Here is a 22,331-nt window from a genome sequence, read left to right as displayed (position 1 = left end):
CCTCATCCCATTACCTTCCGCGCTGCTGGTTTTCCGACGCGTGATTGCCATGCGTCGATCCAGGCTTCGGTATCGAGCAGCAGGAGCAGGCGGACATATTCTAACCGGGTTGCGAGCCTAGATGGCTGGAGAGCCCGTTCCACGGCGGCGCGATCAATGATCCGTCGCGCCGCCAGTTGGCCATCCAGCAAGCGCTCCCTGACAGCCGGGAGATTAGCCTGGAGAAGTTCAATGGCAAAGCTGTCTGGCCCGCCTTTGACCCTGCGATCACGGATCAAGGGGGGCAGCCGGTCGAAGAAGGCGGCGCGCGCAATTGACCGGTCCACGCCGCCCCGACAGACATACCAGCTTGGAATCGACAAACACAGTTCGATTACGGGCTGAGACAGCAAGGGCGCGACGGGCGTGAAGGGAAGCCGCCGATCATAGCCGTGAAGATAATGCTGAGCCCGCAATACCATACCGACATGTGCAGCCTTCCCCGGCAACGCCCTGACCGGAGAGTCGAGCCAGGGGTGAGATGGGGGCCGCTCTTCAACAATGTCGAGCGCCTCGCGCGAAAGAAATTCAGGATCGAACTTCCAACGATATTTCGGGCCACCGCGTCGCGGCACACGCAAAGCGTGACGAAGCACTTCCCATGCGCTCGCACCGGTGAGGGCAGAAATGTCGCGCCAGGTTGAGATCAGATCACCATGAAGTCCCGTTGCCAGATACTGGTCGACAAGCGGACGGGCGGAATGGCTGGAATGAAAGACATTGTCCCCGCCGCTGCCCGTGTAGAATGCATCCGCCCCCTTCTCCTCGATCAACCGAATGAGCGGCGCATCATAGGCGAGGCCATGGGTACGCCCCCCGGGCCTGGGTAAATGCGCAAAGGTTGAGATGCCTATATTTGCATCAGTCAGTTGATAGGTCATGGCCGTCAGGTCGAGCCCAAGTTCATCGCAAAGCGCCCGGGCGAAGGGTTCCTCATTGCCCCTCGGCTCGACGGTCGAAATCGTGAAGCATTCCATATCCAGCGCGCCCTTCAGGCAGGTCGCTACGATAGAGGAATCGAGCCCCCCGGAAACCGCGAGCACCGCTTTGCTGTGCGTCGCGCCCCAACTGCGCGTGCAATTATGGACAACACGGCCCAGGCGCTCGGCTTGCTTCTCGGGGCTGATTTTCAAATCATGGGTCACAAAGTCCCATGGAGACCAGAATGCGCTGGTTGCCACCTCATCCTCGGCGATCGTGGCGATGCGACCGGCAAGCAGTTCCATGACGCCTTCCAATCCCGTTTCGCTAAGCGGGAGGTCTCTGGCATAGAGTGTCCTGGCGACGCCGCCCCAGTCAATTGACGGTTTGGCGATGCCTGCGTCCATCAGCAGTTCAGCATCCGATGCAAGGCCAATCGCGTGCGGGCTCTGGCTATAATAGCATGGCGTGCTGCCGGAAGGATCGCGGAGGATAGAGGTTCGACCGCCACCGTTCCACAGGGCGATATAGGACCCCCAGTAGCGCGTGGCGAGCGTCTCGACAACATTGTGTCCGATCGCTGCTGCATCCGTTGCTTCAAGCTCGGACAGCGCCGGTCCCACACCGTGGCGATGGAAAAGAGTACCGATGACCAAGCCCGCGGAAAATTGCAGCACCGATCCAGCCTGGTTGGTCAGCACATGGACTGACCCCATAGCGCTATGATGGGTCAGCCCAGTCCGCGCTGCGATCGCGCCGATGGCCAATTCATTCCGGCTTCCCCGGGGAATGAGGATCAGGTATCGATGTGCCATCAAATCTCCAATATGGGCGTGAACTGGCGTATGCGCTCCATCCTGTCGTTGATCACAACATCGCCATGCTGAACCCAGCAGTGCGCAGCGAAAGGATTGACCTTGACACCGATGAAGAGGGTCGCCGGGACGCCCCGATCGAGGCAGAGCCGATGAAACGCAATCGACTCCGGCACGCACTGGTCTCTTGCCCGGAACACCCAACTCGTTGAACCGAAGGCCTTGCAAGCAAGTGAGATTTCTCCCACCGCGTCGTTCGTGATCGACGTCAGTGCCGCCTTGCGATCGCTGACGTCCCGGAGAACGGCCCTAAAGGACTGCGTTCGCATGTTTCTGCGAGCCCTATATCGGAGCAAAAAGGCCTTGGCGCCGGTAACGCCCACGCGCCCAACCACTCGCGCGTAAAAATCCCGTTTTGCAGGCTCAAGCGAAGAGCCTTCACCTATTTTGGCTTCGCCCGGCGCTGGCACGAGTAGTCCGGTCCTTATCAAGATATTCAGGTGTTCGCTTGGTTCTTCAGTGGACACTTCGCCCGCGATCCACGCTCGGAAAGCCAGATCGACTTGTCCAGAAAGGGCAAAATAGCGATCGGTATGCACATCGAGAAAGATGAACCTCTCGGCGCACTTGCAGAAATGTAATCCATTCCGCAACTGTACATGCATGGCAAATTCTCGGCAAATAGGCGCACGATCGGAAGATCGTGCGCCCTGATTGATCAATCGTCGGAGATTCCGCCGGTGATCTCTAGCGACTGCTGGAGGTCAAGGACGCCAAAGATGCCGCCCTTGGTTTCCTCGGTGGCAACGCCCAGGTCGATGAGGTCTTCCTCATGGGTTTCGATATTCTGCATCACACACTCCTTCACATCAGCCGCGAAGATTGGCGGCCTGCGTACAATAGGCCGGAGGACGCGGAGAATTTCCCAGATATTTCCAGACACTGTGGCGTGAAATATCCTGCACTACCGGACTAAGCGCTCAAGCTATGAGCCCGGCAGACACATCTAATTGATATTTATCAATATTATTGAAACCTCCAGATTGTCACTGACCTCCATGCCCTGCATCCAGACGGCGAATTCTCCGCAGATGATAGGATTCAAGCCGTCTCCGCATGTTCTTCTGAAGGTCCGTAACGTCTGCCTTCACCAGCGTTCGAAGTTCCACGAGCGCTGCCGGCACGCTGGTCACCTCCGCGATGCGCGCATAGTGAAGGCGCTCGTTCATGAGGCAAATATCGTCCAACGTCCGCGGATTGGACGTCGCGGCGGCGATAGATTTGAAGATTTCTGCTGTGAGCTGGGCGATGCCGACTGGCCCCAGCGCTCCAACAGCACCTTCAAATCGAAGCAAGGTCGAATGAAGCGCCGAAGATTTGAGCCCGGACACGATGGCGATCAGCATCTGCATATGCCAAGCGAGCTGATCGGCGATGATAGCCGGCGCCATGTCCGGGACCATGAAGCCGCTTTCCGAATGGTGAACGAAAATGCCTTGTCCGACCAGGATGCAGGCGGCTTCGCGAACAGGGGTCTTGCTCGCGGAATGCCGATCGGCAATCTCCTGGATGTCCAGCCTGCGGCCCGGCGTGAAGATACCGGCTATATAATCGGCTTTCAGCGCAGTATAGATGCGCTCCTGCACATAAGGCATTGCTGCCGCCATCAGAATTTTTCTCCTGTATCACCGGGCGGTGACTGCCAGGCCGGCGTCAGCGCGCGGGTCAGATGGTCGAGGTTCCGCCTCGAAATCATTTCGATGCACAGGCGCTCGATTTCGCCCATATCACCTGTGGCAAGTTGCCGGGGAAAGCTCATCTTCTGCCCCGCGAACAGGAGCGGGATAAGGATGTGTCCGGTGGACAGCTCCAGCCGATAGGCACAGAGGAGATGGTCATCCAGTCGTGACCTGGGGTTTCCAGATTCGATCTCACGCAGCCAGCGCACACCCATACCAAGTTCTCGCGCAAGCTGGCTTTGCGTTATCCGTCTTTTCTTCCGTGCTTCCTCAATTCTCCGTCCTGATTGTAGCTTGATATACAATAGCGGGAATTCAGCAACGGAAGTCGCTTCTTCATGCGACATACCGTATCTCCTTTATGGAGGATCCGCCCGCCAAGGCCCTAGCGAAATCAAGTGCTAGGTGTGCATACCACCACTGTCAAACAGAACATCGGTCAAATTGTCGGGATCGCGTGACCATATCCCACTGTATTTATTCACTCTGGCCTCGATCAGGCCGGACCGTCCAGAGACTGGGACCGAACATAGGCTTCCAATATCGCCGGTTGTGCAGCTCTCGACAGCTCATGGAGCGCGAGAATATAGATTGTGCCGAGCGTCGGGGGCGAGCGCTCGGGCGCGGCCTGTCTGAGACGCTCCACGATCCCTGTCGCGACAGACCAGAGACGATGCGGGGCTCCGACATGATGCTCCTGCTGCCCGCTATAGTGGCTCACATCCAGGCTTGCGAGGAGCGCCAATATCCGGGCGGCCGGAATGGTGCCGAGATGATCGACCGCGACGTGAAGCGTGGTCCCCCAGGCGATCAATGCACGGGTCGTGCGAATCAGATGACAGTGGGTCTCGATCAACGTGTCGATACCGGCCTGCGAAAGTTTGAGCTTAAAGCTGCGCGTGGCGCGACTCATCTTGCTATCTCCCTGCCCTGGGTGGCTCAAGACTTCACCATTGGGCCTGGCGAAGCCGTTTTCCTTGGATTGTGGACGCAATAGCGGCATTAAAGTGCCGAATTCTTTCAACATCGGCCCATTTTGACCAACCGAGGCGGCGAGCGCCATTTTTGGGACGTTTGCGCTTTCTTTCGCCGGTTCGGCACTTCAGTGCCCTGCCCCTTGCGGCGCCCGAGCGGGCACGTCATGCCATTGTCACGGAGCGATTGATCGCAGCCACCTGCTCAGGTCAGCTGACGACGATCAATCCGTCACAGTCCAGTTTTCATCCATTGCGCGATCGGGCGCCACGGGAGACGCATGCCATGCGCTTACCAAATACCAGTTTTGTGGTTGCAGCGGCAGTCCTGCCGCTCATCGCCAGTCCCCCCTTGTTGGCGCGGACTGCAGGGAACGCGGCGCCCGCCTATACGAACAGGGCCCCGGCATCCCATGTCATCATCCAGGGCAGCGCCGGCTTCGTCATCCAGAAGGCATCCAGCGACGTCGTGATCGCACCGGCGATCGGCGTTGGGCGAACCATCAAGCTCGACAGCCGACTGCTTCGTCGGTCGCGCCCCATCCTCACTGGAGGCGACCATGCGCTGGGCCAGTAAATTGCTCGCCACGTCGCTGGCCTGCGTGGCCATTCCAGCGATGGCGCAGACCCCGAAAGTTGATCCTCTCGCCAGCGCCGCCGCGCAGGCGGAGCAACAGCTGCGGCAAAGCTTCACGAACCTCCAGTTCGAGGATTTCGGCCCGTCCCCCGTCAAGGGGCCGATCTACCAGGCTCTGGCCGGCGGGCGCGTCATATATTTCGCGCCGGAAAGCGAGCATCTGCTGTTCGCCGCGGTCTATGACAGGAACGGCACCAATCTCACCGCGCTTGCCCAGGATGCGGGCGCTCGCAAGCGCCTCGCCGCCATCGATCCCGCCGACGCGCTGGTGATCGGCCCAGCGGGTGCGCCCAAGGTCATCGAGTTCACCGATCCCGATTGCCCCTATTGCAGGGCGCTCGATCGCTTCTGGAAAGCCAAGGCGGCGGAAGGAAAGCCGGTTCAGCGGCTCATCTATTTCGTCAGCGGCATCCATCCCGAGGCAGCCGCGAAGGCCGAGCATATTCTCTGCTCGCCCGACAGGGAGGCGACCTTCAAGGCCATCTATGAAGGCGCGAAACTCGTCACTTTGAGAAAATGCGACACGGGCGCGAAGAAGATCGCGCGCGATGCACAAGCGGTGCGCAAGTTAGGCGTCTCCGGCACGCCAACGCTCATCGTCGATGGCAAGCTGGTGTCCGGCTTCCAGCAAGCTGAGCTGGAGGCCTACCTCGATGGCGCAAACAAGCGCCCTCCCTCCTGATCGGCGTCTACGGCGCGGGAACCCAAGTTTTGAAAGCTGGGGTGCCGCAACCGAGCGCGGCGAACGCGCCCGATATCGAATGCCGGCGGACGCGCCATCCGAGCCGTCCAGCACGCCCGTCGGCCGGGACGATCCTGAAAAGTCGCCGCCGGCAAGCATCGGATGGCTCCACACACGAAGGAGACTGCACATGATGACAATGCTCCGGGGAAGGACGTTCCGCACGATCGACGCGGCTGTCCTTTTCCTCCTGGCCGCGATCGCCGCGACCGGGATCGCCCACGCCTTCCAGGCGCCAGCCGCCGGCGATCTCGGTTACGACATTTACGACATCGTCGTAAACCAGGGCGTCAAGGGCCCGCTGGGTTTCGTCGGCGGCGTCGCGGCCTTTTTGTTCGGCGTCTCGCGCCTGTTCTCGAACATCATGATCGGCATCCCGACGATCGTGGCGGCGGTCTGCCTCATCAAGGCGGATTCGATCCTCCAGACCTTCGGCATGGTCATCTGAACTTCGGCGTCACCGGCGCCGGCATCCCCGCGCGCCGGTGACGCAAACCAGGAAGGAGGGTGATGGTCACCCTCTGAACATCACGCGAATACGTGATGGAGCAAGGGAGAAGAGCGTTGGATGAACGTCTGCCCCAGTTCCTGCATCGGCCGGTCCAAATCCTCTGGTTCGACAGTCAGGAGTTCATCATGGTGATGAGCACGATCTTCGTCGCGGTCATCGTCGGCGGGATCATCGGATGGGCGTTCATCGGCGCTCTTCTCCTTTTCATTCCCTGGAAGCGCAGCAAACCGAGAGGGTTCATCCAGCACCTCGCCTGGCGCTGGGGCCTCGTCCGCTTCCCTCATTATCCGGGTCCGACCCAGACCCGCTTTTTCGAGTAGCGCCGATGCCCTCCATCTTCCGACGCAAATCCGACGGGGACATGATCGGCGACACAAGGCCGAGCTGGCACCTCCACCGCTACCTGCAGGGGTCGGCCAACCTCTTCGAGGAGAACCGGCTGCTCAAGGTCGCGATCGGCGGCATGTTCGGCATCACCGCCATTCTCGGCACGGTCCTCTACACCTCGAACCAGAACCAGCGAACCGTCATTGTCCCCTTCGGCGCGGGCGGCGACCTCTATGTCACCGGCAACAAGCCGTCGCCGACCTATTTGCGGACCATCACCTTCAACATTGTGAGCCTGGCCGGCACCTATTCCGCCTATTCGGCCGATCGCCAGTTCCAAGAGCTGCTCAGCATCGTGCATCCCAGCGCCTATAATGCGCTGCGCGATAGCCTCAGCCGGCTCCTTGATGAGCTGGGCAACAACCCGACCCTGTCGATCGCCACCTATATTCGCAGCGATCAGCCCGTGACCTACACCGGCTCCGAGATCGTCGTTCCCGTCGAGAAGGTGCGCGTCATCGGCGGGGTCATCCGCAAGTTCAGGGGCAATCTGCGCATTCGATACGCGCTGGAAAATGGCCGCTTCTGGCTGACCGCGCTCCAGGAGGAGAGTTTCAATGCCGATATCTGACATTCGCGCCTGGCGCCTCGGCGCCGCGGCGATGCTCTCGATCGCGACCCCCGCGCTCGGACAGTCGGTCACCGCGCTGCCGGAACAGACAAGCCGCATTCGGCTTTCCAATCGCGACGTCAATCATGTCGTGTGCGTCGGCGGCGATATCGAGGATGTCAAATTCTCCGCCGAAAAGGGCCTCGCGGTCGAGCGGGGCGGCTCCGACGCCTGGATCAAGTTCCTGGTACAGGAGATCGAGGACCAAGGCGCAAAGACGCGCAACTATGTGACGGCGCCTTCGGAATTCTTCGTCTCCTGCAACGGCGCCATCTATCCGCTTTACGCCGACCCCTCCGACATCCCCGCGCAGACGGTCTCGCTCGTCCCGGGCGCACCACAGCGCGCCAAAGCCAATGAGGCGTTGCTGGGGCCGCTCGTCGAAGAAGAACGCGCGGTCGGCATTGCGCTGGCGATCCTGCAGGACCGCGTGCCGGGATCCTTCATCGAAGTCGCCCCGTCACGGGAGGCCGTGCCGATCACCGACGCGCCCGGTCTCATCGTGCGGGAACGGCGCCGACTGGAGATTGACGGCGCCGGCCTCTCGATCAGCGAATATCTGGTCAGCAGCGAGACCGCCTCACCTCTTGATGAGCGCCTCTTCCTCAACCGCAGCCTCGGCGCCGACATCTTCGCCGTGACTCTCGATCGCCTGACGGTGGGGCCAAGCGAGACGGCACGGCTGATCATCGTGCGCAGGAGCATTCAGCCATGACCGCATCCCACTCCGGCGAGGCTGGCCAGCCCGCTGCCCCTCCGATGGAACCACCTCACGGCGCGCAGCCTGACGAGGCACCCGAATATCGCCCGGCTTTGCTCGATCTACGCGCCCAATGGTCGCGGCTGACATCGGACCAGAAGCTGCGCGCGAAGCAGCTGGCGGTCGTATCCACTGTCGGGCTGCTGGGCCTCGGACTCTATACGGCGAGTTCGAGCGGCGACAAGGAGGTTGCCAAGGCCCCCGAAGCCTCCAAGCTCGACATGGGCGCGGGCCTTCGCGGGGACAGTCTGGAGGTCAAGCTGAAAGGGGATCTGCAGAAGATCCTCGACGGCCAGAATCTCCTGGGCGATCGCGTCACCGCGATCGAAGAGGGAAAGGTTGTCCCGCATGGCGGAACGGGCACCGACTCGCTGCCCCAGGCTGGCGGAGACGGTCTGCCCCCGGCGCTTCCCGACGAGGTCCCGGCCTATCCGCCCGCGCCGCCCGAAGCCCAGACGGCAGCCGGCGAGATACCCCCGCCACCTGTCGCGCCGGCACCCGCGGCCCCTCCCGCTCCGCCGACGGAACGCCAGGTCGGCGCGATCGGCGCCGCGGTGACAGCCGCCGCCGAGGGAGGCGCGGCCGGCGGGGCGCGGTCAAAAAAAGCCAATCGGACGATATATTTGCCGCCTGGTTTCATGAAGGCGCGTCTCCTGACCGGGATCGACGCGCTGGCGAGCCGGGACGCCACGACCAACCCTGAGCCGATCATCGCCCGGGTGCAGGCACCGGCAGTGCTGCCCAATGACGTCAAGGCCAACCTCGCCGGCTGCTTCGTTATCGGCAATGCGACGGGAAGCCTCGCCAAAGAACGGGTCGAGGTCCAGCTCGTCTCCATCTCCTGCGTGGATTTCGACGAGCATGCCGTCGTCGATCAGGCGATCAAAGGCTTCTTTGTCGATGCCGACGGCAAAAAGGGCCTGTCGGGCAAGGTCGTGACTCGCGCCGGCGCCACGCTCGCCCGCTCCTTCATCGCCGGCACCATTGCCGGGATTTCCCAGTCGGTCGAAGGCTCGTTCGGCAGTCTCTCGACCTCGGCGCTTGGCAGCATCCGATCGCTGGATGCTGCCGACGCGGTCAAATCCGGCGTGGCGGGCGGCCTTTCAAAATCCTCCGACAAGCTCACCGATTTCTATCTCGACCTCGCCCGCCAGGCCGGTCCGGTCGTCGAGGTCGGTGCCGCCAAGGATGTGGTCGTGGTCATCCAGGAGGGTCTCGCCCTCGAAATCAAGCCGTCGGTCGGGGCCAAATTCTGATGCTCTCCCGCCAGCCCATCACAGGAAACGCCGTCATGCCTTCACGCTTCCTCGGTCGGCCTCGCTGCCGCCTGCTCCTCTCCCCTGCCATCCTCCTCCTCGCGGGATGCACAACCATCGGCTCGATGATGTCGCCCTATTCGGAGAAATTCTCCTGCAAGAATGACGATCATGGCCAGTGCATCCATCCCGAGCGGGCCTATGAGGAGGCCGTCGCCGGGGTCAATTCCAAGTCCGATCCCCGGGTGACGAACGACAAGGCCCTGCTGCGCGAACCCCATGGGGGCATGCGGACCAAGGCGGGCCGCCGGCAGGCGCCCGAGGCCTGGGGCAGCTATCGCGACAGCGTCTATCAGGAATTGAAGGGCCTCATCGACGCGCCGACGACGCCGATGCTCAAACCCGCCCAGACGGTCCGCACGCTCATCCTCCCCTATGCGGACCGCCAGCGGCCCGACCGGCTCTACATGCCGCGCTATGTCTATTCGGTGGTCGACCGGCCCGTCTGGGTGGTGGGCGGTACCTTGATCGGCGCGCCGCCCCCGCCATTGCGCGAACCGGTGCTCGGCCAGCGGAAAGAGGCGGGCGCAAACGGCGTCGACGCTCCCCTTCCCGCCGCCGCATTGCCGCAGGAGGCCCGGCCATGAGCAGGGCGTCGAGCAATCTGAGCTATGCCCGCCTGCGCAATGCGGTCCGGCGCGACAGCTATTCCAACCATTTGCCCCTTGTCGCGTGGAACCCGGAGACGGAAGCCTTTCTCTGCATCGACGACAGCTGGGGCCATGCCTGGGAGCTGATCCCCACCGCCTATATGTTCAGCCATGTTCACGCCGCGCTGCTGGGACTTCTCAACATCCAGTTCCCGGATGGAACGGTTCTTCAGATCCACACCTTCGCCGACCCGCTGATCGACGAGGCGCTGGACGCCTTTCTCGACCTCAAGACCCGCGACGATCCGCTGATCCAGGCCTCGGCCCGGCGGACGCGCGATTATCTGAGCCGCGGTCGGCACGGTCTTGCGGCGCTTCACGACATTCCGGTGCGCAACTTCCGCACGCTGCTGTCGATCAAGACGCGGCGACCGCTCGGCGAAGATCTGCGCCGTCAGGTCGAGGAGCAGCTCTCCAAGCTCGGCATCAGGCGGCTACCGCCAGAAGAGATGATCGCCTTCTATCGCCGCGTCTTCAACGGCGTGGCCCAGGCCGCCCCGGGCGTGTTCGCGGACGGCGGAACGGTCGGCGCGCCGCCCCTCGCCAAGCAGATCATTGATGCCGGCCCGGATCTCCTGTTCGAGGGACCGGAGGTCTTCCTCGGCAACCAGGTGGCGCGCTGCCTCACCCCCAAGGCCCCTTCGCGCCGGATCACCGCCGAACGCGCCAACCGGCTGATGGGCGGCATGCGCGGCTCGTCCGAGGACAGCGATCAGATCGGCGGCCCTTTCCTCTACACGCTCAATATTCTCTTCGATCACAGCCAGTTCGAGATCCACAAGCGGGCGCAGATCCTCTCGGCGCAGAAAGCGGCGGGCAGTTTCGCGATCGAGGTCGGCAAGCAGATCGACGAGATTGGCTGGATCCTCGACGAGGCCAGCAATTCGCGCTTCGTCCGCGTCATCCCCTGCCTCTGGGTGTTCGGGCGCGACCGCGCCCATGCCCGCGAACTCGCCGCGCGCGCCAAGCGGCTGTGGGAAAGCGAGCCCCTGCCCTTCTCGATGCAGGAAGAAAGCTATCTCAACACGACGCTGCTAGTGATGGCCCTTCCGTTCGGTCTCTATCCCGATCGGTCGACGCTCCGCATGCTGGAGCGCGATTTTCGGATGCCGGTGAAGGCGGCGGTGCTGATGGCGCCGGTGCAGACCGATTTTCGCGGGGGTGGGCGACCGGCGCTCCTTTATACCGGGCGCAAGGGCCAGCTCATCACGCTCGATCTCTTCGATCCGCGCATCAACAATTATAATTTCATCGTCTCGGCCGAAAGTGGCGCGGGCAAGAGCTTCCTTCTCAACAATCTCTGCCAGCAATATTATGCCTGCGGCGCGCTCATCCGCATCATCGACATTGGCGGCAGCTATCGAAAGCTCTGCACCCTTTGCTCGGGCCGCTATATCGACATCGGGGAGGAGCAGCTCGTCCTCAATCCATTCGACATGGGCCTCGCGCTGGACGGCGACGACAAGCAGTCGGCCATCACCATGGCAGTCGCCATCGTCGCGGAAATGGCGAACGCCTCGACGCGCAAGGGCGTCTCGACCTCCGAATGGAACCTCCTCAAATCCGCCGTGCAGTGGACGATCGACGGAGGCCGCGCCGATCGCGGCATCGATGCCGTGCGCGACTGGCTCGGCACCTATCCCGCTTATGCCGGCAGCGACCTTGATCGGGTCGAGCATCTCATCCCCGTCGCCCGCGAACTCGCCTTCAACCTGCGGGATTTCGGGTCGGACGGCGCCTATGGCCATTATTTCAATGGGCCTTCCACCCTCGACATACGCTCGGACGAATTTGTGGTGCTTGAACTCGAGCGCCTCAAATCCATGCCCGACCTCTTCAACGTCATCGTCATGGTGGTGGTGAATGCCGTGACGCAGGAGCTCTATCTCTCTGCGCGCGACCGACCGCGCTTCGTTCTTTGCGATGAAGCCGCCCAGTTCATGACCCGGACCGACGGCCAGGATCTCTCGCGGCTCGCCGAAGCCTTCGGTCAGGGCTACAGGCGCGCGCGCAAATATCGCGGTTCCTTCGGCATCGTGCTCCAGAGTCTCAACGACCTGTTGCTGTTCGGCGGAACGGGCCAGGTGATCCTGGAAAATGCGGCGACACGCTTCCTTCTCCAGGGTTCAACCTATGACAAGGCAGTCGACAACAAGATACTCGACTATTCAGGTTTCGTCCTCGACCTTTTGAAATCCGTCCGCAATTCCAAACCCAATTATAGCGAAGTCTTCATCGACTCGCCCCTTGGTCTCGGCATAGCGCGGCTGGTCGTCGATCCCTTTTCCTATTGGATCAATACGTCCGCGCCCGATGAGGTCGCGGCCTTCGAGGGGCTGATGCGCCAGGGTCTTTCACCCCTCGAGGCGGTCTGCCGGCTTGCTGGGGTGGATCCTGCCGAAGTCACGGGAGGTCTCGCATGACAGCGCCCACACCGATGCTCGCGCAGCAAGCGCAAAGCGCCAAAAGCCGGATGCCCGATGACGATCTCATCGAGCGGCTGGTCCGGGAGCGGATGGCTGAGCGCTTCGAGAAGGAAGCCTTCCACTGGCGCTTTCGCCTGATCGCGGTCGAGACGATCCTCATGGGGCTTCTGGTGCTGACCGCCGGTCTGGTGTTGCGGCAGCCCACCCCACTCGTACTGCACGCCAGCGTCCTTGTTTCCGCCTCTTGCCTCGCAAGCGGCATCTGCCTTCTCGAACTATCGAAATGGACGACCCGGCTTGTCGACCGCATCAAGAGGCGCTGGCGGCCATGAATGGGCTTGTCTCGGCCACGCCCTCCCCGTCGGCGGTTCGTCTGGCGCTCGGCGGGTTCCTGCTGCTGCTCGCGCAAGGCGCGATGCTCCTCCTCAGTCCCGCGCTCGACACCAGCGGTCGCCTGTTGATCGGGGTCTTTGGCCTGATCGCAATGGCTGCGCTGGTCCTGGCACTGGTGGGCCCACCTGAACCTCCTGCCCAGCCCTGGAGGCGTCGCCATGACCGCTGATCTCCTGCCCCTTCGCGGCGCGCCCCGACCGGCATGGATTGCGTGCGCGCTGATGTTCGCCTGTTCCTGTGCAGGGACCGCGCATGCGTCGGTCAGCACCATCGGACGGACCTGGCCGATCGCAGAACCCGATGCGCTGACCGAGATCGAGGCCAAGGCCGCGTCGCTCCCCAAGGACATGAGCAAGGCGTTCGGGCCGCGCGAGAGATGGAGCGCGCTCAAAGCCGCGCCGCTTGGGAGAGCAACCGCAGATCGCGTCCGCAGCGTCGTCCCCTTCTATACGCTCGATTTCGACATCAGGCTGCCGGACGGGAAGCTCCTCTACCCGAAGGGGTTCAGCTTCAATCCGCTCACCTATGTAAAAATGCCGCAACGGCTGGTGATCGTGCATCCAAGCGACCTGGGCTTCGCGTTGCGCACGACACGACCCGCCGACTTCATCCTGCTCGCCTCGTTCGGCAAGGAGAATGGTGACGCGATCGCGCTCAGCGAAAAGACCGGGCGGGCCGTCTTCATCTTGGAGGAGCGGGTGAAAGAGAGGCTCGGCCTCACCGTCGCGCCCGTTGTCGTCGCCCAGGCGGGCACGAGGCTCATTCTCACCGAATATGGCCCGAAAAGCCGGTCAGTGCCGGCGGGGGCTGTCCAATGAAACGGCGAAGCGCGCCTCTGGCGGCCCCTGTCCTGCTCGGCCTTGCCGCACTGATGTTCTGGCCGGCGGACGCCATGGCGTCCAAATGCGAGGCGGGATCGGTCTTCAATCCGATCACAAAGGTCCGCTGGACCTGCATCTTCCCGATCACGATCGGCGGCGTTCGCGTCGGGAGCTTCGACAAGCTCGACAAGGCACTGGACGCGCAGTCCGCCTCCAAGCCGCTTTGCGCCTGCCGCAAAGGCGCGCAATTCTGGTTTGGCGTCAAGGTCTCCTACTGGTCCCCCAACCGCATGATCGACGTGGTGACCGAACCCGGCTGCATGATGGCGCTGGGCGCGGACCTGATGCCGACCGGCGGCAAGCTCCAGGGAAGCCAGTCCTCGATCGCCGACGGCACCAACACGCGCAAGATGTTCGCGCAGATGCATTATTATATCTCGCCGGTCTGGGCGATGCTCGACATGTTCACCGACCTCCCCTGTCTGGAAAATGACGGCTTCGATGTCGCCATGATCACCGAGGTTCTGCCGACCTGGCAATCGGGGACATTGGGCGCGATCATCCAGCCCGAGGGTATTCTCTTCGGCAATCCCGCCGCCGGCCTAGCCTGCATGGGCGACAGCGCGGCCGCCGCTGCCGGCAAGGTCATCGACCCGCTTTTCTGGTGCATGGGAAGCTGGGGCGCCACCTATCCGATCGCGGGTGACATCCATTTCGATGACAGCGCCGAAGCCTGGGCCGGTCTTGCCGCACGCGGCACCTTCATGATGGGCCGGCTTGGCGCCTTGACGGTGAGCTCGTCCGATGGCTGCGCCTTCATCCCCCAGCCGATCTGGACCAAGTCCCGCTACAAGCTCCAGATCATGGAGCCGGTCAGGGGCGGCAAATGCGTCAATATCGGCCGCCCCGGTGCGCTCTGGTCGAGCGGCAAACATGCGCCCGGCAAGGACAATGCCCAGTTCATGCTTTTCGAAAAGGTGATCTGCTGCGCCGGCATCGCTGTGCCATGAGCAGTCTCCTTCCCCCCTGTCCCGCACGATCCGGTCGCTCCAGCTGGAAGATTGCTCGCCAAGGCTCTGACGGCCGGCAGCCGGCGTGCGGGATCGGAGCGGTATCGCTTTACCTCCCCCGCGATACCGCTCCACCTATGGCCAGCGCGGCCGTGATAACCCCCGGGTGGCACAGGCACCCCCTCTCGGCCTGTTCCTTCCTTGCGACCGCGTTGGCCACCCTGCTGATACCCACCGCCTCGGCTCAGACAATGGAGGACCGCGCGCGGGCGGCGGCGCAGGCTTCGCGCGCCAAGTCCAGCGACAGCGACGCGATCCAGCGCAACTATCTGACACCTGGTCTTGCTGGCGAGCCGATCGCCACCGTCGATAATAGCCGGACCTTCAATCCCAATATCGCCTGCCAGAAAAGCGCGACCTTGCTGGAACTGCTGGCCCAGCCGTCCTCGACGGGAGACATTGGCACGCTCAGCATCTCTCGGGACAAAAATCTCGACGGGACATTCGACGAAAGCCTGACAGTTCCCGTCCCGGTATCGGGGGTGTGCGTCAACGGCATCATTTCCTGCGAGCCTGGAAGCTGGAACCAGTGCCGCCCTTTCCAATGGGCGCTCACCGACAGCGGCAATCTCAAGCTCAGCGAGGTCGACCTGACGGCGCTTTCGGGCTGCTACTGCGTCAACAATAGCTGCGGCGCCAATCTTGCCTGGGGCAATATGAGCTCAATCCTCAAGGACCTGGGCGGTGGCGTCATCGGCGCGCTCACCACCGCCGATCCCAGAATCGGCGTCGCGCAGGCGATGATCGACGGGCCGGTCATCCGCTATACCGGCGCCCAGACGACCGCCTGCACCGCCAATCCGTCGGTCACCGCCACAAGCTATCGCGCCAACCCGACGGCGATCACCGGCGACGCCAGTGCCGCAGCTGAGGCGAGCAGCGTCTTCCAGGCCCTCGCGGGTTCGGCCGCTGGCGGCGGCAAGGCGGAGGAGAGCCGAAGCTGCACGATCGACCGCGATATCACGGTCAAAAGCTGGGACTATGACGACATCATCGCCGTTCGCGGCTCGATCGCATCGACGACCAACTGCGGGACGGGTTGCCGCCGCTATCAGATTCGAGGGGCGGGCAGCTGCGGCAGCAGCCCGCCCATCTATAGCGCGACCTTCGATCCGATCGCGCCTACGCGCATCGTCTCCGCCCGCATCGTCGAGATGGGCGCGGATGACTGGGTCCAGGCGCGGGTCAACGGCCAGATTGTCGGCTATGCGGGCAAGCGGCCGTGGCTCGGCGAAGCCCTGCCATCGGGCGACTGCCGGATCAGCGACGATCCCTGGTACAATCGGAACGCCATCGACATCCTGCCGCAATTGAAAGCCGGCGCAACGATTGTGGGCGCGCGCGTGCGCGGCGGTGGCGGCGGCAATTGGGGCTATGTCACGGTCGAGGTGCAGGTCGATACCGCCTGCGAGGTCAGCGAAAGGCTGGTGGACTTGTGCGCGGGCTATGCCGCCAATCCCGCCTGCCGGCTCGACAGTGAATCGGTCGATGGCGTCGTCACCTTCCGGAACGGCGTCAACACCGGTCTCAAGCCCCTGCCCCAGACAAGGCTGTTCGGCAGCGGCGCTTGCACCGTCCAATATAGCCGTGACTTTTTCGAGCGCGATCGCCGCTACAAATGCGCGGTCGATCTTGGCGGCGCCACCAAGCCGGATTTGAGCCGCGGCGCCTATATCATCGACCATTCGACAGAAACGATGCTTGCCGATCGCACGCTCGCGTCCGACGGCACCATCACGACAACGACGCGGCCCTTCGCTCTGCCCGATCGCGGCTCGGTGCCCGCCTGTGAGCCGATCTGCAAGACCCGCGCGCCCAAGGCCAATAGTGAGGTCGCGATCGACGGCGTGGTCGGCGTCAAGCAGAATGATCCGGCCGGATGGGACATTTTCTACCATGCTTGCACGGCGGACAATCGATGCCCGGCTGGCGCGGGCGAGGAGATCGTCTCGGCCTGCGGCTGCCTGGACGATTTCCCGGAAGCCGTGACGATGATGCAGACGGTCCGCCTCGCCGGGGCCGATCTTGTCTGCATGGGGTCGCCGCAATGAACCGGCGCGCAGCCCTGAGACGCTCGTCGTCCCTTATACTGCCCGTCGCGGCGGCCGCCTTCCTGTCCGCGCTGCTGGTTCCCGCCGAGGCCCAGGCCCAGCAATTTTGCGCGGCCGACCTCAATGGCAATGGCGATGCGGCGGATGCGGGCGAGCAGGCAAGCTGCCTCGCCACAACGTCCGGCGCCTGGCTTTGCCCGATCCAGGCTGTGGACTGCGTCGCCGATGCCGCCGGCGCCTATAGCTGCCCCGCCGGCCCGCAATTTGCCTGCGTCACCCGCACGGTCGGCGGCGTGCCTGCCTGCTCGCCCAACGCATGCGCTGATCTTGCGGCAAATCCGATCGTGGAGGAACCGCCGATCGATGATCCCGGCGCGGAGCCTGATGGCGTGGTGGATGCCGACCGCAATTGCCTCGGCACGATCCAGATCTTCTCCGGGCGCGGGATGCGCTGCCGGCCTGCTGGGCTTTCGACGACCTTCGCCGATTGTTGCAAGGACAAGGGCAAGATCGTGAAGGATGGGATAGGATCGTCCATCTCCTCCATTGGCACCAAGATCGCGGTGGCGAAGGGCGTGTTCACCGGCATGAAGGCCGCCTATACCGCCTTCAAGGCCGGTGCGACCGCCAGCCAGGCCGCCAGCGCGGGCGCCAATGCGCTGATCGTCGGTCTCGATCCCACCTCGATCGCGATCAGTCTCGCCATCAATTTCATGATGGAATTCCTCTTCTCTGGCTGTGACCAGCAGGACATGGAAACCGCGATGCTGCGGGGCTCGGGCATGTGCCATGAGGTCGGCAGCTACTGCGCGTCGAGTTTCCTCGGGGTCTGCCTGCAAAAGGCCCGCGGCCATTGCTGCTTCAACACCAAGCTCGGCCGGATCATCCAGGAACAGGGGCGACCGCAGCTCAAAAGCTTCAACGGCGATCTTTGGGGAACGCCCAAAAAGCCCATGTGCCGCGGCTTTACGCCCGAGGAATTCCAGGCTCTCGACTTCAGCAGGATGGACCTCTCCGAATATTATTCGGACATCGAGGCCCGCGCCCAATCGGACATTCAGATCGACATGGAGGATCGCGTCGATGCGTATCTCAAAGCGGTCAAGCCGTAGCGCTTGTCTTCTTCTGTTGCTGGCTCACCCCTGCTCCGCTTCGGCGCAGGATGGTGGAGGTCAGGCCATCAAGGACCAAGGCGCCGCGTCCATGGATCGTCTGGCCGACGCCATCGCGCGAAGCCGAACGCAGCCGGACGGCGGCTCGGGACCGATCCTCCCCGATGTGAAGGCCGCAGCGCAAAGGCGCCGCGCTTTCGAGGGGCTGCGCAGGCGCCGCCCGGATGCCAGTATGGAGGCGCGCGCCCGGACGGCACATGATGAGTCCGAGAAGCAGCTTGCCGCCCAGCGGGAAGAACAGGCCAAAGCTCTGCGTCAGGCCCTGGGCCTTGAAGCCCCGGATGCGCAGGCCCTCGCCGGGACCATGGCCAAGCCGACAAGCGAGGCAAAGGCCTGGATGCCGGTGATCTTCGCCTCCGCCTCGATGCCGATCAGCACGCTCCGCGCCTATGCCGCGCAACTCGAACGCGTCCAGGGCGTCATGGCCTTCCGAGGCATGCCCGGCGGCCTGCACAAGGTTGGGCCCATGGCGAAGCTCAGCGCGGAGATATTGCGCCTCGATCCGGGCTGCGAGGGACCGGCCTGCGCCATGCGCAACGTCCAGCTGATCGTCGACCCGATCGTCTTCCGCCAACATGGCATCGACCAGGTGCCCGCGCTCGCCATGGTGCCGGGCGATCCGGTGCAGGCCTATTGCGAACGCGACGACGACAGTCTGCGCGCGAGCCATATTGTCTATGGCGACAGCGCGCTCCCCGGTTTGCTCGAAGAAATTGCCCGTTTGGGCGGCAAGGAGGAGGTGCGCCATGCTCAGGCTCTTCTTGGCTCTCATTGAGCTCATTCGCGCAATCGGGCGGGGGTGCAGGAGGCTCCCCCGCCAAGCCGCCACCGCGCTCGGCGCGCCCGAAGCTGGAGGATCGCCCCGCCCTGAACAACTGTGGTGGTGCCTCGCCCTTGTCCTCCCCATGGCCCTGTTCGCGGCCGTGCTGATCCCGCAGCTAATGCTGGTCATGTCGCCGTCGATCGAGGCCTGGATCGTTCGGAAGGCGCCCGGCCCGATCGAGCGGGGCGACTATGTCATGTTCACGCTGCGGCATCCGATCGCCGGTCCCAAGCCGATCCTCGTCACGAAACATGCGCTCTGCCTGCCCGGCGATCGGCTGACCATGATCGAGACGCCATCGCTCCAGGCTGTCCACGCCACCGACGGCCGCTATTTCTGCAACGGCGCGCTGCTGGGGGTCAGCCTGCCTGTCGCGCACAACGGCATGAAGCTTGAGCATATGCACTGGAGCGGAATCATCCCCAAGGGGATGATCTATGTCGGCTCGCCCCATCCCCGCGGCTTTGACAGTCGCTATTTCGGATTGCTGCCGACGCGCCGCCTCACCCGCATCGAGCGTGTCCTGTGAGCGCGCGACTGGTCATGACCGGCATCGCCGGCGCCGCGCTCGCCATGCCGACCATCGCGATGGCGGAGGCACGCCCGCCAGCCCCGCAGCAGCGGCAGGGATATTGGTGGTATGAAGCGCCTCCCCCGAAGGAGGACAGCGAGGCCGAGGAGGCGGTCAAGAAGCCCATCATCCCGCCCATGGCCGAGCTCGCGCGCTGGACGCCGCCGCACATCCGCAAGCTCATCGAGGAGCAGCGCGATTATGCGGCGACGGTTCTGACGGTCGATGCCGTCGCCGATTTCTGGCGGCTCCAGGATTTCGCCCGGCGCAAGGCCCGCGCCTTTGCCGGCGTGACGCAGATCGCGATGCTCCAGCATCCTGAACTCAACTCCAAATCCGCCAACCCCATGGTCGGCGACGCCCGGTCGGAAATGACCGCCGAGAAGGATCTGATCCGTCGATCCTATCTTCGCGCACAGGGGCGGGATTTCGCGCTCGTCATGTTCTCGCGGTCGAGCTGCGGCTATTGCCGGGTGCAGTGGCCGATCATCCAGCGCTTCCAGGAGGAGATGGGCTGGCAGGTGACGCTGCTCGATCTAGATCGCCGGCCCGATGTGAAGGAACGCTTCGGCGTCGAGGTCACGCCGACCACGATGGTGATCCGCCGGGGCAGCGCGCAGCGGATGACGATCGCCACCGGCGTCGAGGCTTATCCGACTCTCGCCCAAATGGCCTATCAGGCGGTTCGCCTGCTGCGCGGCGACATCAGGCCCGAGCAGTTCATGACCGGCGCGGGTGAGGAAGCCGGTTTCTTCGATGCCCTCGCCAATGGGCCTGTGTCGGCCACGGACCCGCGCGCGCTTGGCGGCAATCTTCTGGACACCGGCACTGGGGAGCAACCATGATGCGCGCGCTGTTCCTGCTCGGCATTCCCGGCCTCGTCGTTGGAACGGGATCGGCCGGCGCGCAACCTGTGACCCGCGAGCAGGCGATGCGCGCGGCGATCCATCCGGTCGGTGACGCAAGGACCATGCAGGCCTGGCTCTCCCGGGTGCCGGTCACGCGCACGTTCCCCGACGATTTTGCTGCGACGCTCAAGGGCCATGGCCCCGCCTTCGTCGTCGAGATGAGCACGACAGAAGGCTGTGTCGCGTGCGGCGATCTCTGGACCAAGCTCTCCGCGCTCGGACGCCAATATGGCTGGCGCGTGCGGGTGATCAGCGGCCAGGAGGCAATGATCCGGTCCGGGCGGCTTGGGCTTCCCTGGGTCGGACATCCCGTCGCCTGGGCGCGCCCGCTCGCCGATGACCAGCGCATCGTGCCGATCGCTATCGGCACGGACCATGCGCCAAATCTCGCGCGCAATATCTATCTCGCGGCCAAGATGCTGACCGGGGTGCGCCCGGATGTCGGCGTGCGCGCCATGGCGAAATTCACCGGCATCGTGGGGCAGCCGGTGGTCCGATCGGGCAGGCGCTGACGATGCCGCGTCCGGCCCTCCCTTCCTTATCTCCTGTGGAGCCTCCTATGCTTGGCCCTCTTCGCCGCGCTCTTCGCTCGCCGCTCGTCCTGCTGGCCCTGGCCCTGCTGCCATCGGCACCGGCCCGTGCGCAAAGCTGGGCCGAGAGCTGGTTCGACAATGTCACCTATACCTCGCCTGGCAGCTTTGAGGACCAGACGCGCGGCTATATCACCGCTGGCGGCATGTCGGGCCGGGTCGATGTGCATAATGACTATCTGATGTCGGTGAGCCTCCCCAAGGTCAGGGCCGGCTGCGGCGGCATCGACATGTTTCTGGGCGGCATGTCGTTCCTCGATCCCGACTATCTCGTCCAGAAGCTGGAGAGCATCCTCCAGGCGGCGCCGGCGGTCGCGTTCCAATATCTGCTCGAAACGCTTGATGAAAAAATGGGCAATATTATCAGCAAGATGGAGGCGGCGACCAATTTCTTGAATTCCATCCAGGTCAACGACTGCCGCCTGGCAAACCGCATGGTCCAGATCGCCAAGGGCGACGACAATATGTCGGGCATCATCGAGGAGATGACGGGCTACCGCTCGGTGAAGCAGGGCTTTGCCAAAAGTTACCAGCAGAGCCGGGAGAAGATTGAGGCCAACAGCAACAACCCGACCGAGGATTTGAAGGACGCGCTGGCGAACTGCCCCGCCGAGGTGACGGACATCTTCAGGACCGGCTCGCTCCTCTCGCATGCCGCGGCCCGCGTCGGCGCCGGCGACTGGGCGAGCGTCATGCGCGCCCGGGTTGGCGACGTCTATATGCGCTGGGATACGAACGACAAGGTGCCGCTGTTCACGGCCATCCCCCAATGTCCCGCGCAGGATACTGAAAGCGCCCAGGATTTCCTGACGGGTCGCGTCCAGCGCCGATCGCTCAACATTCCTCCGAGCGGCGCGGACTGCGGGCAGGATGGAACCGGCCGGGGCGCGCTGGTTCTGGCGCGCGAGCGGATGCTGTCCATCGCGACCAAGATCCGCACCCGGTCGGCCTTGTCGGCGGAGGAACGGCAATTTGTCGCCAATGTGCGGACGCTGCCGATCTACCGGATGCTCGAATGGGGTGTCCGGCAGGGCGTCGTCGACTCCGTCATCGCCGATACCGATGAGCTGGTCGCCCTGACGCTCGCCTATCAGATGCTGAACGATCTCACCCGCACGATCGATTTCACGGTCAGCAATGCCGAGCGCGGAACGACGGCGGCGGGTGCCGCCGACGGAGCATCGACCAACATCTGCCAGACCCGCATCCTCACCAAGGGCATCGAGCAGCTGCGCGACCTGCGCGACGAGGTTCTCCGCCAGCGGGCACAGATGCGCCAGAGCTATATGGCCGCCCTGTCAGCGGCCAACCTCTCCGCCAACTATGCCGGCCTGCTGCGGGTCCGCGACCGCGATGCCCGCGACGCCGCCGGCACCGCCGCGCGCAATCAATAGGAGCGTTCCCA

The 22,331-nt window shown here is 63.5% G+C and carries 26 protein-coding genes; 20 read left to right on the top strand and 6 right to left on the bottom strand.

Annotated features, from left to right (window positions below):
* Positions 1–2 precede the first annotated feature (2 nt).
* The 6 genes from A8G00_RS03665 to A8G00_RS03640 form a co-directional block, all read right to left on the bottom strand.
* Complete coding sequence (locus A8G00_RS03665; RefSeq protein ID WP_103000048.1) at positions 3–1,775, bottom strand: asparagine synthetase B family protein; 1,773 nt, start codon at positions 1,773–1,775, stop codon at positions 3–5.
* A complete protein-coding gene (locus tag A8G00_RS03660; RefSeq protein WP_103000047.1) occupies positions 1,775–2,440 on the bottom strand; it encodes a lasso peptide biosynthesis B2 protein in 666 nt (221 codons plus the stop codon). The genes A8G00_RS03665 and A8G00_RS03660 overlap by 1 nt, the downstream gene beginning before the upstream one ends.
* 53 nt (positions 2,441–2,493) lie before the next feature.
* A complete protein-coding gene (locus tag A8G00_RS03655; RefSeq protein WP_216365591.1) occupies positions 2,494–2,628 on the bottom strand; it encodes a benenodin family lasso peptide in 135 nt (44 codons plus the stop codon).
* Positions 2,629–2,821: 193 nt separating this feature from the next.
* Positions 2,822–3,442 (bottom strand): GntR family transcriptional regulator, encoded by a 621-nt coding sequence (locus A8G00_RS03650; RefSeq protein ID WP_103000045.1) that lies wholly within the window; start codon positions 3,440–3,442, stop codon positions 2,822–2,824.
* Complete coding sequence (locus A8G00_RS03645; RefSeq protein ID WP_146032552.1) at positions 3,442–3,861, bottom strand: helix-turn-helix domain-containing protein; 420 nt, start codon at positions 3,859–3,861, stop codon at positions 3,442–3,444. Before A8G00_RS03645 ends, A8G00_RS03650 begins: the two co-directional genes overlap by 1 nt.
* A 149-nt stretch (positions 3,862–4,010) precedes the next feature.
* Complete coding sequence (locus tag A8G00_RS03640; RefSeq protein WP_103000044.1) at positions 4,011–4,577, bottom strand: hypothetical protein; 567 nt, start codon at positions 4,575–4,577, stop codon at positions 4,011–4,013.
* 98 nt (positions 4,578–4,675) lie between these two features.
* Between A8G00_RS03640 and A8G00_RS24700 the strand changes: the two genes are divergently transcribed.
* The 20 genes from A8G00_RS24700 to A8G00_RS03540 all read left to right on the top strand — a co-directional run bounded on the left by A8G00_RS24700 (position 4,676) and on the right by A8G00_RS03540 (position 22,320).
* Positions 4,676–5,065 carry a hypothetical protein gene (locus A8G00_RS24700; protein ID WP_216365590.1) on the top strand — a complete coding sequence of 130 codons (390 nt, stop codon included), beginning with the start codon at positions 4,676–4,678 and terminating at the stop codon, positions 5,063–5,065.
* Positions 5,049–5,807, top strand: a complete 759-nt coding sequence (locus A8G00_RS03630; protein ID WP_103000042.1) for a DsbC family protein — start codon at positions 5,049–5,051, stop codon at positions 5,805–5,807. The genes A8G00_RS24700 and A8G00_RS03630 overlap by 17 nt, the downstream gene beginning before the upstream one ends.
* Positions 5,808–5,997: 190 nt before the next feature.
* Positions 5,998–6,315 carry a hypothetical protein gene (locus A8G00_RS03625; RefSeq protein ID WP_103000041.1) on the top strand — a complete coding sequence of 106 codons (318 nt, stop codon included), beginning with the start codon at positions 5,998–6,000 and terminating at the stop codon, positions 6,313–6,315.
* Positions 6,316–6,431: 116 nt separating this feature from the next.
* The gene (locus A8G00_RS03620; protein WP_103000040.1) at positions 6,432–6,698 is read left to right on the top strand and encodes a hypothetical protein; all 267 of its coding nucleotides are present in this window, start codon (positions 6,432–6,434) and stop codon (positions 6,696–6,698) included.
* A 5-nt stretch (positions 6,699–6,703) separates the two neighbouring features.
* The gene (locus A8G00_RS03615; RefSeq protein WP_103000039.1) at positions 6,704–7,336 is read left to right on the top strand and encodes a TraE/TraK family type IV conjugative transfer system protein; all 633 of its coding nucleotides are present in this window, start codon (positions 6,704–6,706) and stop codon (positions 7,334–7,336) included.
* The gene (locus tag A8G00_RS03610) at positions 7,323–8,090 is read left to right on the top strand and encodes a type-F conjugative transfer system secretin TraK (RefSeq protein WP_103000038.1); all 768 of its coding nucleotides are present in this window, start codon (positions 7,323–7,325) and stop codon (positions 8,088–8,090) included. The genes A8G00_RS03615 and A8G00_RS03610 overlap by 14 nt, the downstream gene beginning before the upstream one ends.
* A 44-nt stretch (positions 8,091–8,134) precedes the next feature.
* On the top strand, positions 8,135–9,391 hold the full coding sequence (locus A8G00_RS03605) for a TraB/VirB10 family protein (protein WP_253257911.1): 1,257 nt from the start codon (positions 8,135–8,137) through the stop codon (positions 9,389–9,391).
* A gap of 35 nt (positions 9,392–9,426) precedes the next feature.
* Positions 9,427–10,038, top strand: a complete 612-nt coding sequence (locus tag A8G00_RS03600; RefSeq protein ID WP_103000036.1) for a TraV family lipoprotein — start codon at positions 9,427–9,429, stop codon at positions 10,036–10,038.
* On the top strand, positions 10,035–12,524 hold the full coding sequence (locus A8G00_RS03595) for a TraC family protein (RefSeq protein ID WP_103000035.1): 2,490 nt from the start codon (positions 10,035–10,037) through the stop codon (positions 12,522–12,524). The genes A8G00_RS03600 and A8G00_RS03595 overlap by 4 nt, the downstream gene beginning before the upstream one ends.
* On the top strand, positions 12,521–12,859 hold the full coding sequence (locus A8G00_RS03590) for a hypothetical protein (protein WP_253257901.1): 339 nt from the start codon (positions 12,521–12,523) through the stop codon (positions 12,857–12,859). The genes A8G00_RS03595 and A8G00_RS03590 overlap by 4 nt, the downstream gene beginning before the upstream one ends.
* On the top strand, positions 12,856–13,089 hold the full coding sequence (locus tag A8G00_RS03585; protein WP_103000033.1) for a hypothetical protein: 234 nt from the start codon (positions 12,856–12,858) through the stop codon (positions 13,087–13,089). The genes A8G00_RS03590 and A8G00_RS03585 overlap by 4 nt, the downstream gene beginning before the upstream one ends.
* Before the next feature lie 52 nt (positions 13,090–13,141).
* Positions 13,142–13,738 carry a conjugal transfer protein TraW gene (locus A8G00_RS03580; RefSeq protein WP_253257910.1) on the top strand — a complete coding sequence of 199 codons (597 nt, stop codon included), beginning with the start codon at positions 13,142–13,144 and terminating at the stop codon, positions 13,736–13,738.
* A 53-nt stretch (positions 13,739–13,791) separates the two neighbouring features.
* Positions 13,792–14,751 (top strand): TraU family protein, encoded by a 960-nt coding sequence (locus A8G00_RS03575; protein ID WP_253257909.1) that lies wholly within the window; start codon positions 13,792–13,794, stop codon positions 14,749–14,751.
* A gap of 251 nt (positions 14,752–15,002) precedes the next feature.
* Entirely contained in the window at positions 15,003–16,862 is a 1,860-nt protein-coding gene (locus tag A8G00_RS03570) for a hypothetical protein (protein ID WP_253257900.1), read from the top strand.
* On the top strand, positions 16,859–17,974 hold the full coding sequence (traN, locus tag A8G00_RS03565) for a conjugal transfer protein TraN (protein WP_103000029.1): 1,116 nt from the start codon (positions 16,859–16,861) through the stop codon (positions 17,972–17,974). Before A8G00_RS03570 ends, traN begins: the two co-directional genes overlap by 4 nt.
* 91 nt (positions 17,975–18,065) lie before the next feature.
* A complete protein-coding gene (locus tag A8G00_RS03560) occupies positions 18,066–18,809 on the top strand; it encodes a type-F conjugative transfer system pilin assembly protein TrbC (protein WP_253257899.1) in 744 nt (247 codons plus the stop codon).
* Positions 18,781–19,386 (top strand): S26 family signal peptidase, encoded by a 606-nt coding sequence (locus tag A8G00_RS03555; RefSeq protein WP_103000027.1) that lies wholly within the window; start codon positions 18,781–18,783, stop codon positions 19,384–19,386. The genes A8G00_RS03560 and A8G00_RS03555 overlap by 29 nt, the downstream gene beginning before the upstream one ends.
* Positions 19,387–19,430: 44 nt before the next feature.
* Positions 19,431–20,273, top strand: coding sequence for a conjugal transfer protein TraF (locus A8G00_RS03550; protein WP_253257908.1), 843 nt, complete (start codon positions 19,431–19,433; stop codon positions 20,271–20,273).
* Positions 20,273–20,848: a hypothetical protein gene (locus A8G00_RS03545; RefSeq protein ID WP_103000026.1), complete on the top strand. Its 576-nt coding sequence runs from the start codon at positions 20,273–20,275 to the stop codon at positions 20,846–20,848. Before A8G00_RS03550 ends, A8G00_RS03545 begins: the two co-directional genes overlap by 1 nt.
* Before the next feature lie 47 nt (positions 20,849–20,895).
* Positions 20,896–22,320 carry a conjugal transfer protein TraH gene (locus A8G00_RS03540; protein WP_103000025.1) on the top strand — a complete coding sequence of 475 codons (1,425 nt, stop codon included), beginning with the start codon at positions 20,896–20,898 and terminating at the stop codon, positions 22,318–22,320.
* Positions 22,321–22,331 lie beyond the last annotated feature (11 nt).

Origin of the sequence: Sphingobium sp. SA916, from assembly GCF_002894065.1 — a bacterium.
Classification (GTDB): Bacteria; Pseudomonadota; Alphaproteobacteria; order Sphingomonadales; family Sphingomonadaceae; genus Sphingobium; species Sphingobium fuliginis.
Note: the sequence above shows the minus strand (reverse complement) of the source record. Positions and strands in the feature narration are given on the sequence as shown.

Coding starts and splice junctions, on each gene's coding strand:
- A8G00_RS03655 (WP_216365591.1), bottom strand. CDS start 2,628: ATGCAGAATATCGAAACCCATGAGGAAGACCTCATCGACCTGGGCGTT.
- A8G00_RS03590 (WP_253257901.1), top strand. CDS start 12,521: ATGACAGCGCCCACACCGATGCTCGCGCAGCAAGCGCAAAGCGCCAAA.
- traN (WP_103000029.1), top strand. CDS start 16,859: ATGAACCGGCGCGCAGCCCTGAGACGCTCGTCGTCCCTTATACTGCCC.
- A8G00_RS03585 (WP_103000033.1), top strand. CDS start 12,856: ATGAATGGGCTTGTCTCGGCCACGCCCTCCCCGTCGGCGGTTCGTCTG.
- A8G00_RS03550 (WP_253257908.1), top strand. CDS start 19,431: ATGCCGACCATCGCGATGGCGGAGGCACGCCCGCCAGCCCCGCAGCAG.
- A8G00_RS03630 (WP_103000042.1), top strand. CDS start 5,049: ATGCGCTGGGCCAGTAAATTGCTCGCCACGTCGCTGGCCTGCGTGGCC.
- A8G00_RS03650 (WP_103000045.1), bottom strand. CDS start 3,442: ATGGCGGCAGCAATGCCTTATGTGCAGGAGCGCATCTATACTGCGCTG.
- A8G00_RS03665 (WP_103000048.1), bottom strand. CDS start 1,775: ATGGCACATCGATACCTGATCCTCATTCCCCGGGGAAGCCGGAATGAA.
- A8G00_RS03540 (WP_103000025.1), top strand. CDS start 20,896: ATGCTTGGCCCTCTTCGCCGCGCTCTTCGCTCGCCGCTCGTCCTGCTG.
- A8G00_RS03575 (WP_253257909.1), top strand. CDS start 13,792: ATGTTCTGGCCGGCGGACGCCATGGCGTCCAAATGCGAGGCGGGATCG.
- A8G00_RS03615 (WP_103000039.1), top strand. CDS start 6,704: ATGCCCTCCATCTTCCGACGCAAATCCGACGGGGACATGATCGGCGAC.
- A8G00_RS03610 (WP_103000038.1), top strand. CDS start 7,323: ATGCCGATATCTGACATTCGCGCCTGGCGCCTCGGCGCCGCGGCGATG.
- A8G00_RS03625 (WP_103000041.1), top strand. CDS start 5,998: ATGATGACAATGCTCCGGGGAAGGACGTTCCGCACGATCGACGCGGCT.
- A8G00_RS03645 (WP_146032552.1), bottom strand. CDS start 3,861: ATGTCGCATGAAGAAGCGACTTCCGTTGCTGAATTCCCGCTATTGTAT.
- A8G00_RS03580 (WP_253257910.1), top strand. CDS start 13,142: ATGTTCGCCTGTTCCTGTGCAGGGACCGCGCATGCGTCGGTCAGCACC.
- A8G00_RS03545 (WP_103000026.1), top strand. CDS start 20,273: ATGCGCGCGCTGTTCCTGCTCGGCATTCCCGGCCTCGTCGTTGGAACG.
- A8G00_RS03595 (WP_103000035.1), top strand. CDS start 10,035: ATGAGCAGGGCGTCGAGCAATCTGAGCTATGCCCGCCTGCGCAATGCG.
- A8G00_RS03660 (WP_103000047.1), bottom strand. CDS start 2,440: ATGCATGTACAGTTGCGGAATGGATTACATTTCTGCAAGTGCGCCGAG.
- A8G00_RS03570 (WP_253257900.1), top strand. CDS start 15,003: ATGGAGGACCGCGCGCGGGCGGCGGCGCAGGCTTCGCGCGCCAAGTCC.
- A8G00_RS03560 (WP_253257899.1), top strand. CDS start 18,066: ATGGATCGTCTGGCCGACGCCATCGCGCGAAGCCGAACGCAGCCGGAC.
- A8G00_RS03600 (WP_103000036.1), top strand. CDS start 9,427: ATGCCTTCACGCTTCCTCGGTCGGCCTCGCTGCCGCCTGCTCCTCTCC.
- A8G00_RS03555 (WP_103000027.1), top strand. CDS start 18,781: ATGCTCAGGCTCTTCTTGGCTCTCATTGAGCTCATTCGCGCAATCGGG.
- A8G00_RS03605 (WP_253257911.1), top strand. CDS start 8,135: ATGGAACCACCTCACGGCGCGCAGCCTGACGAGGCACCCGAATATCGC.
- A8G00_RS03640 (WP_103000044.1), bottom strand. CDS start 4,577: ATGGCGCTCGCCGCCTCGGTTGGTCAAAATGGGCCGATGTTGAAAGAA.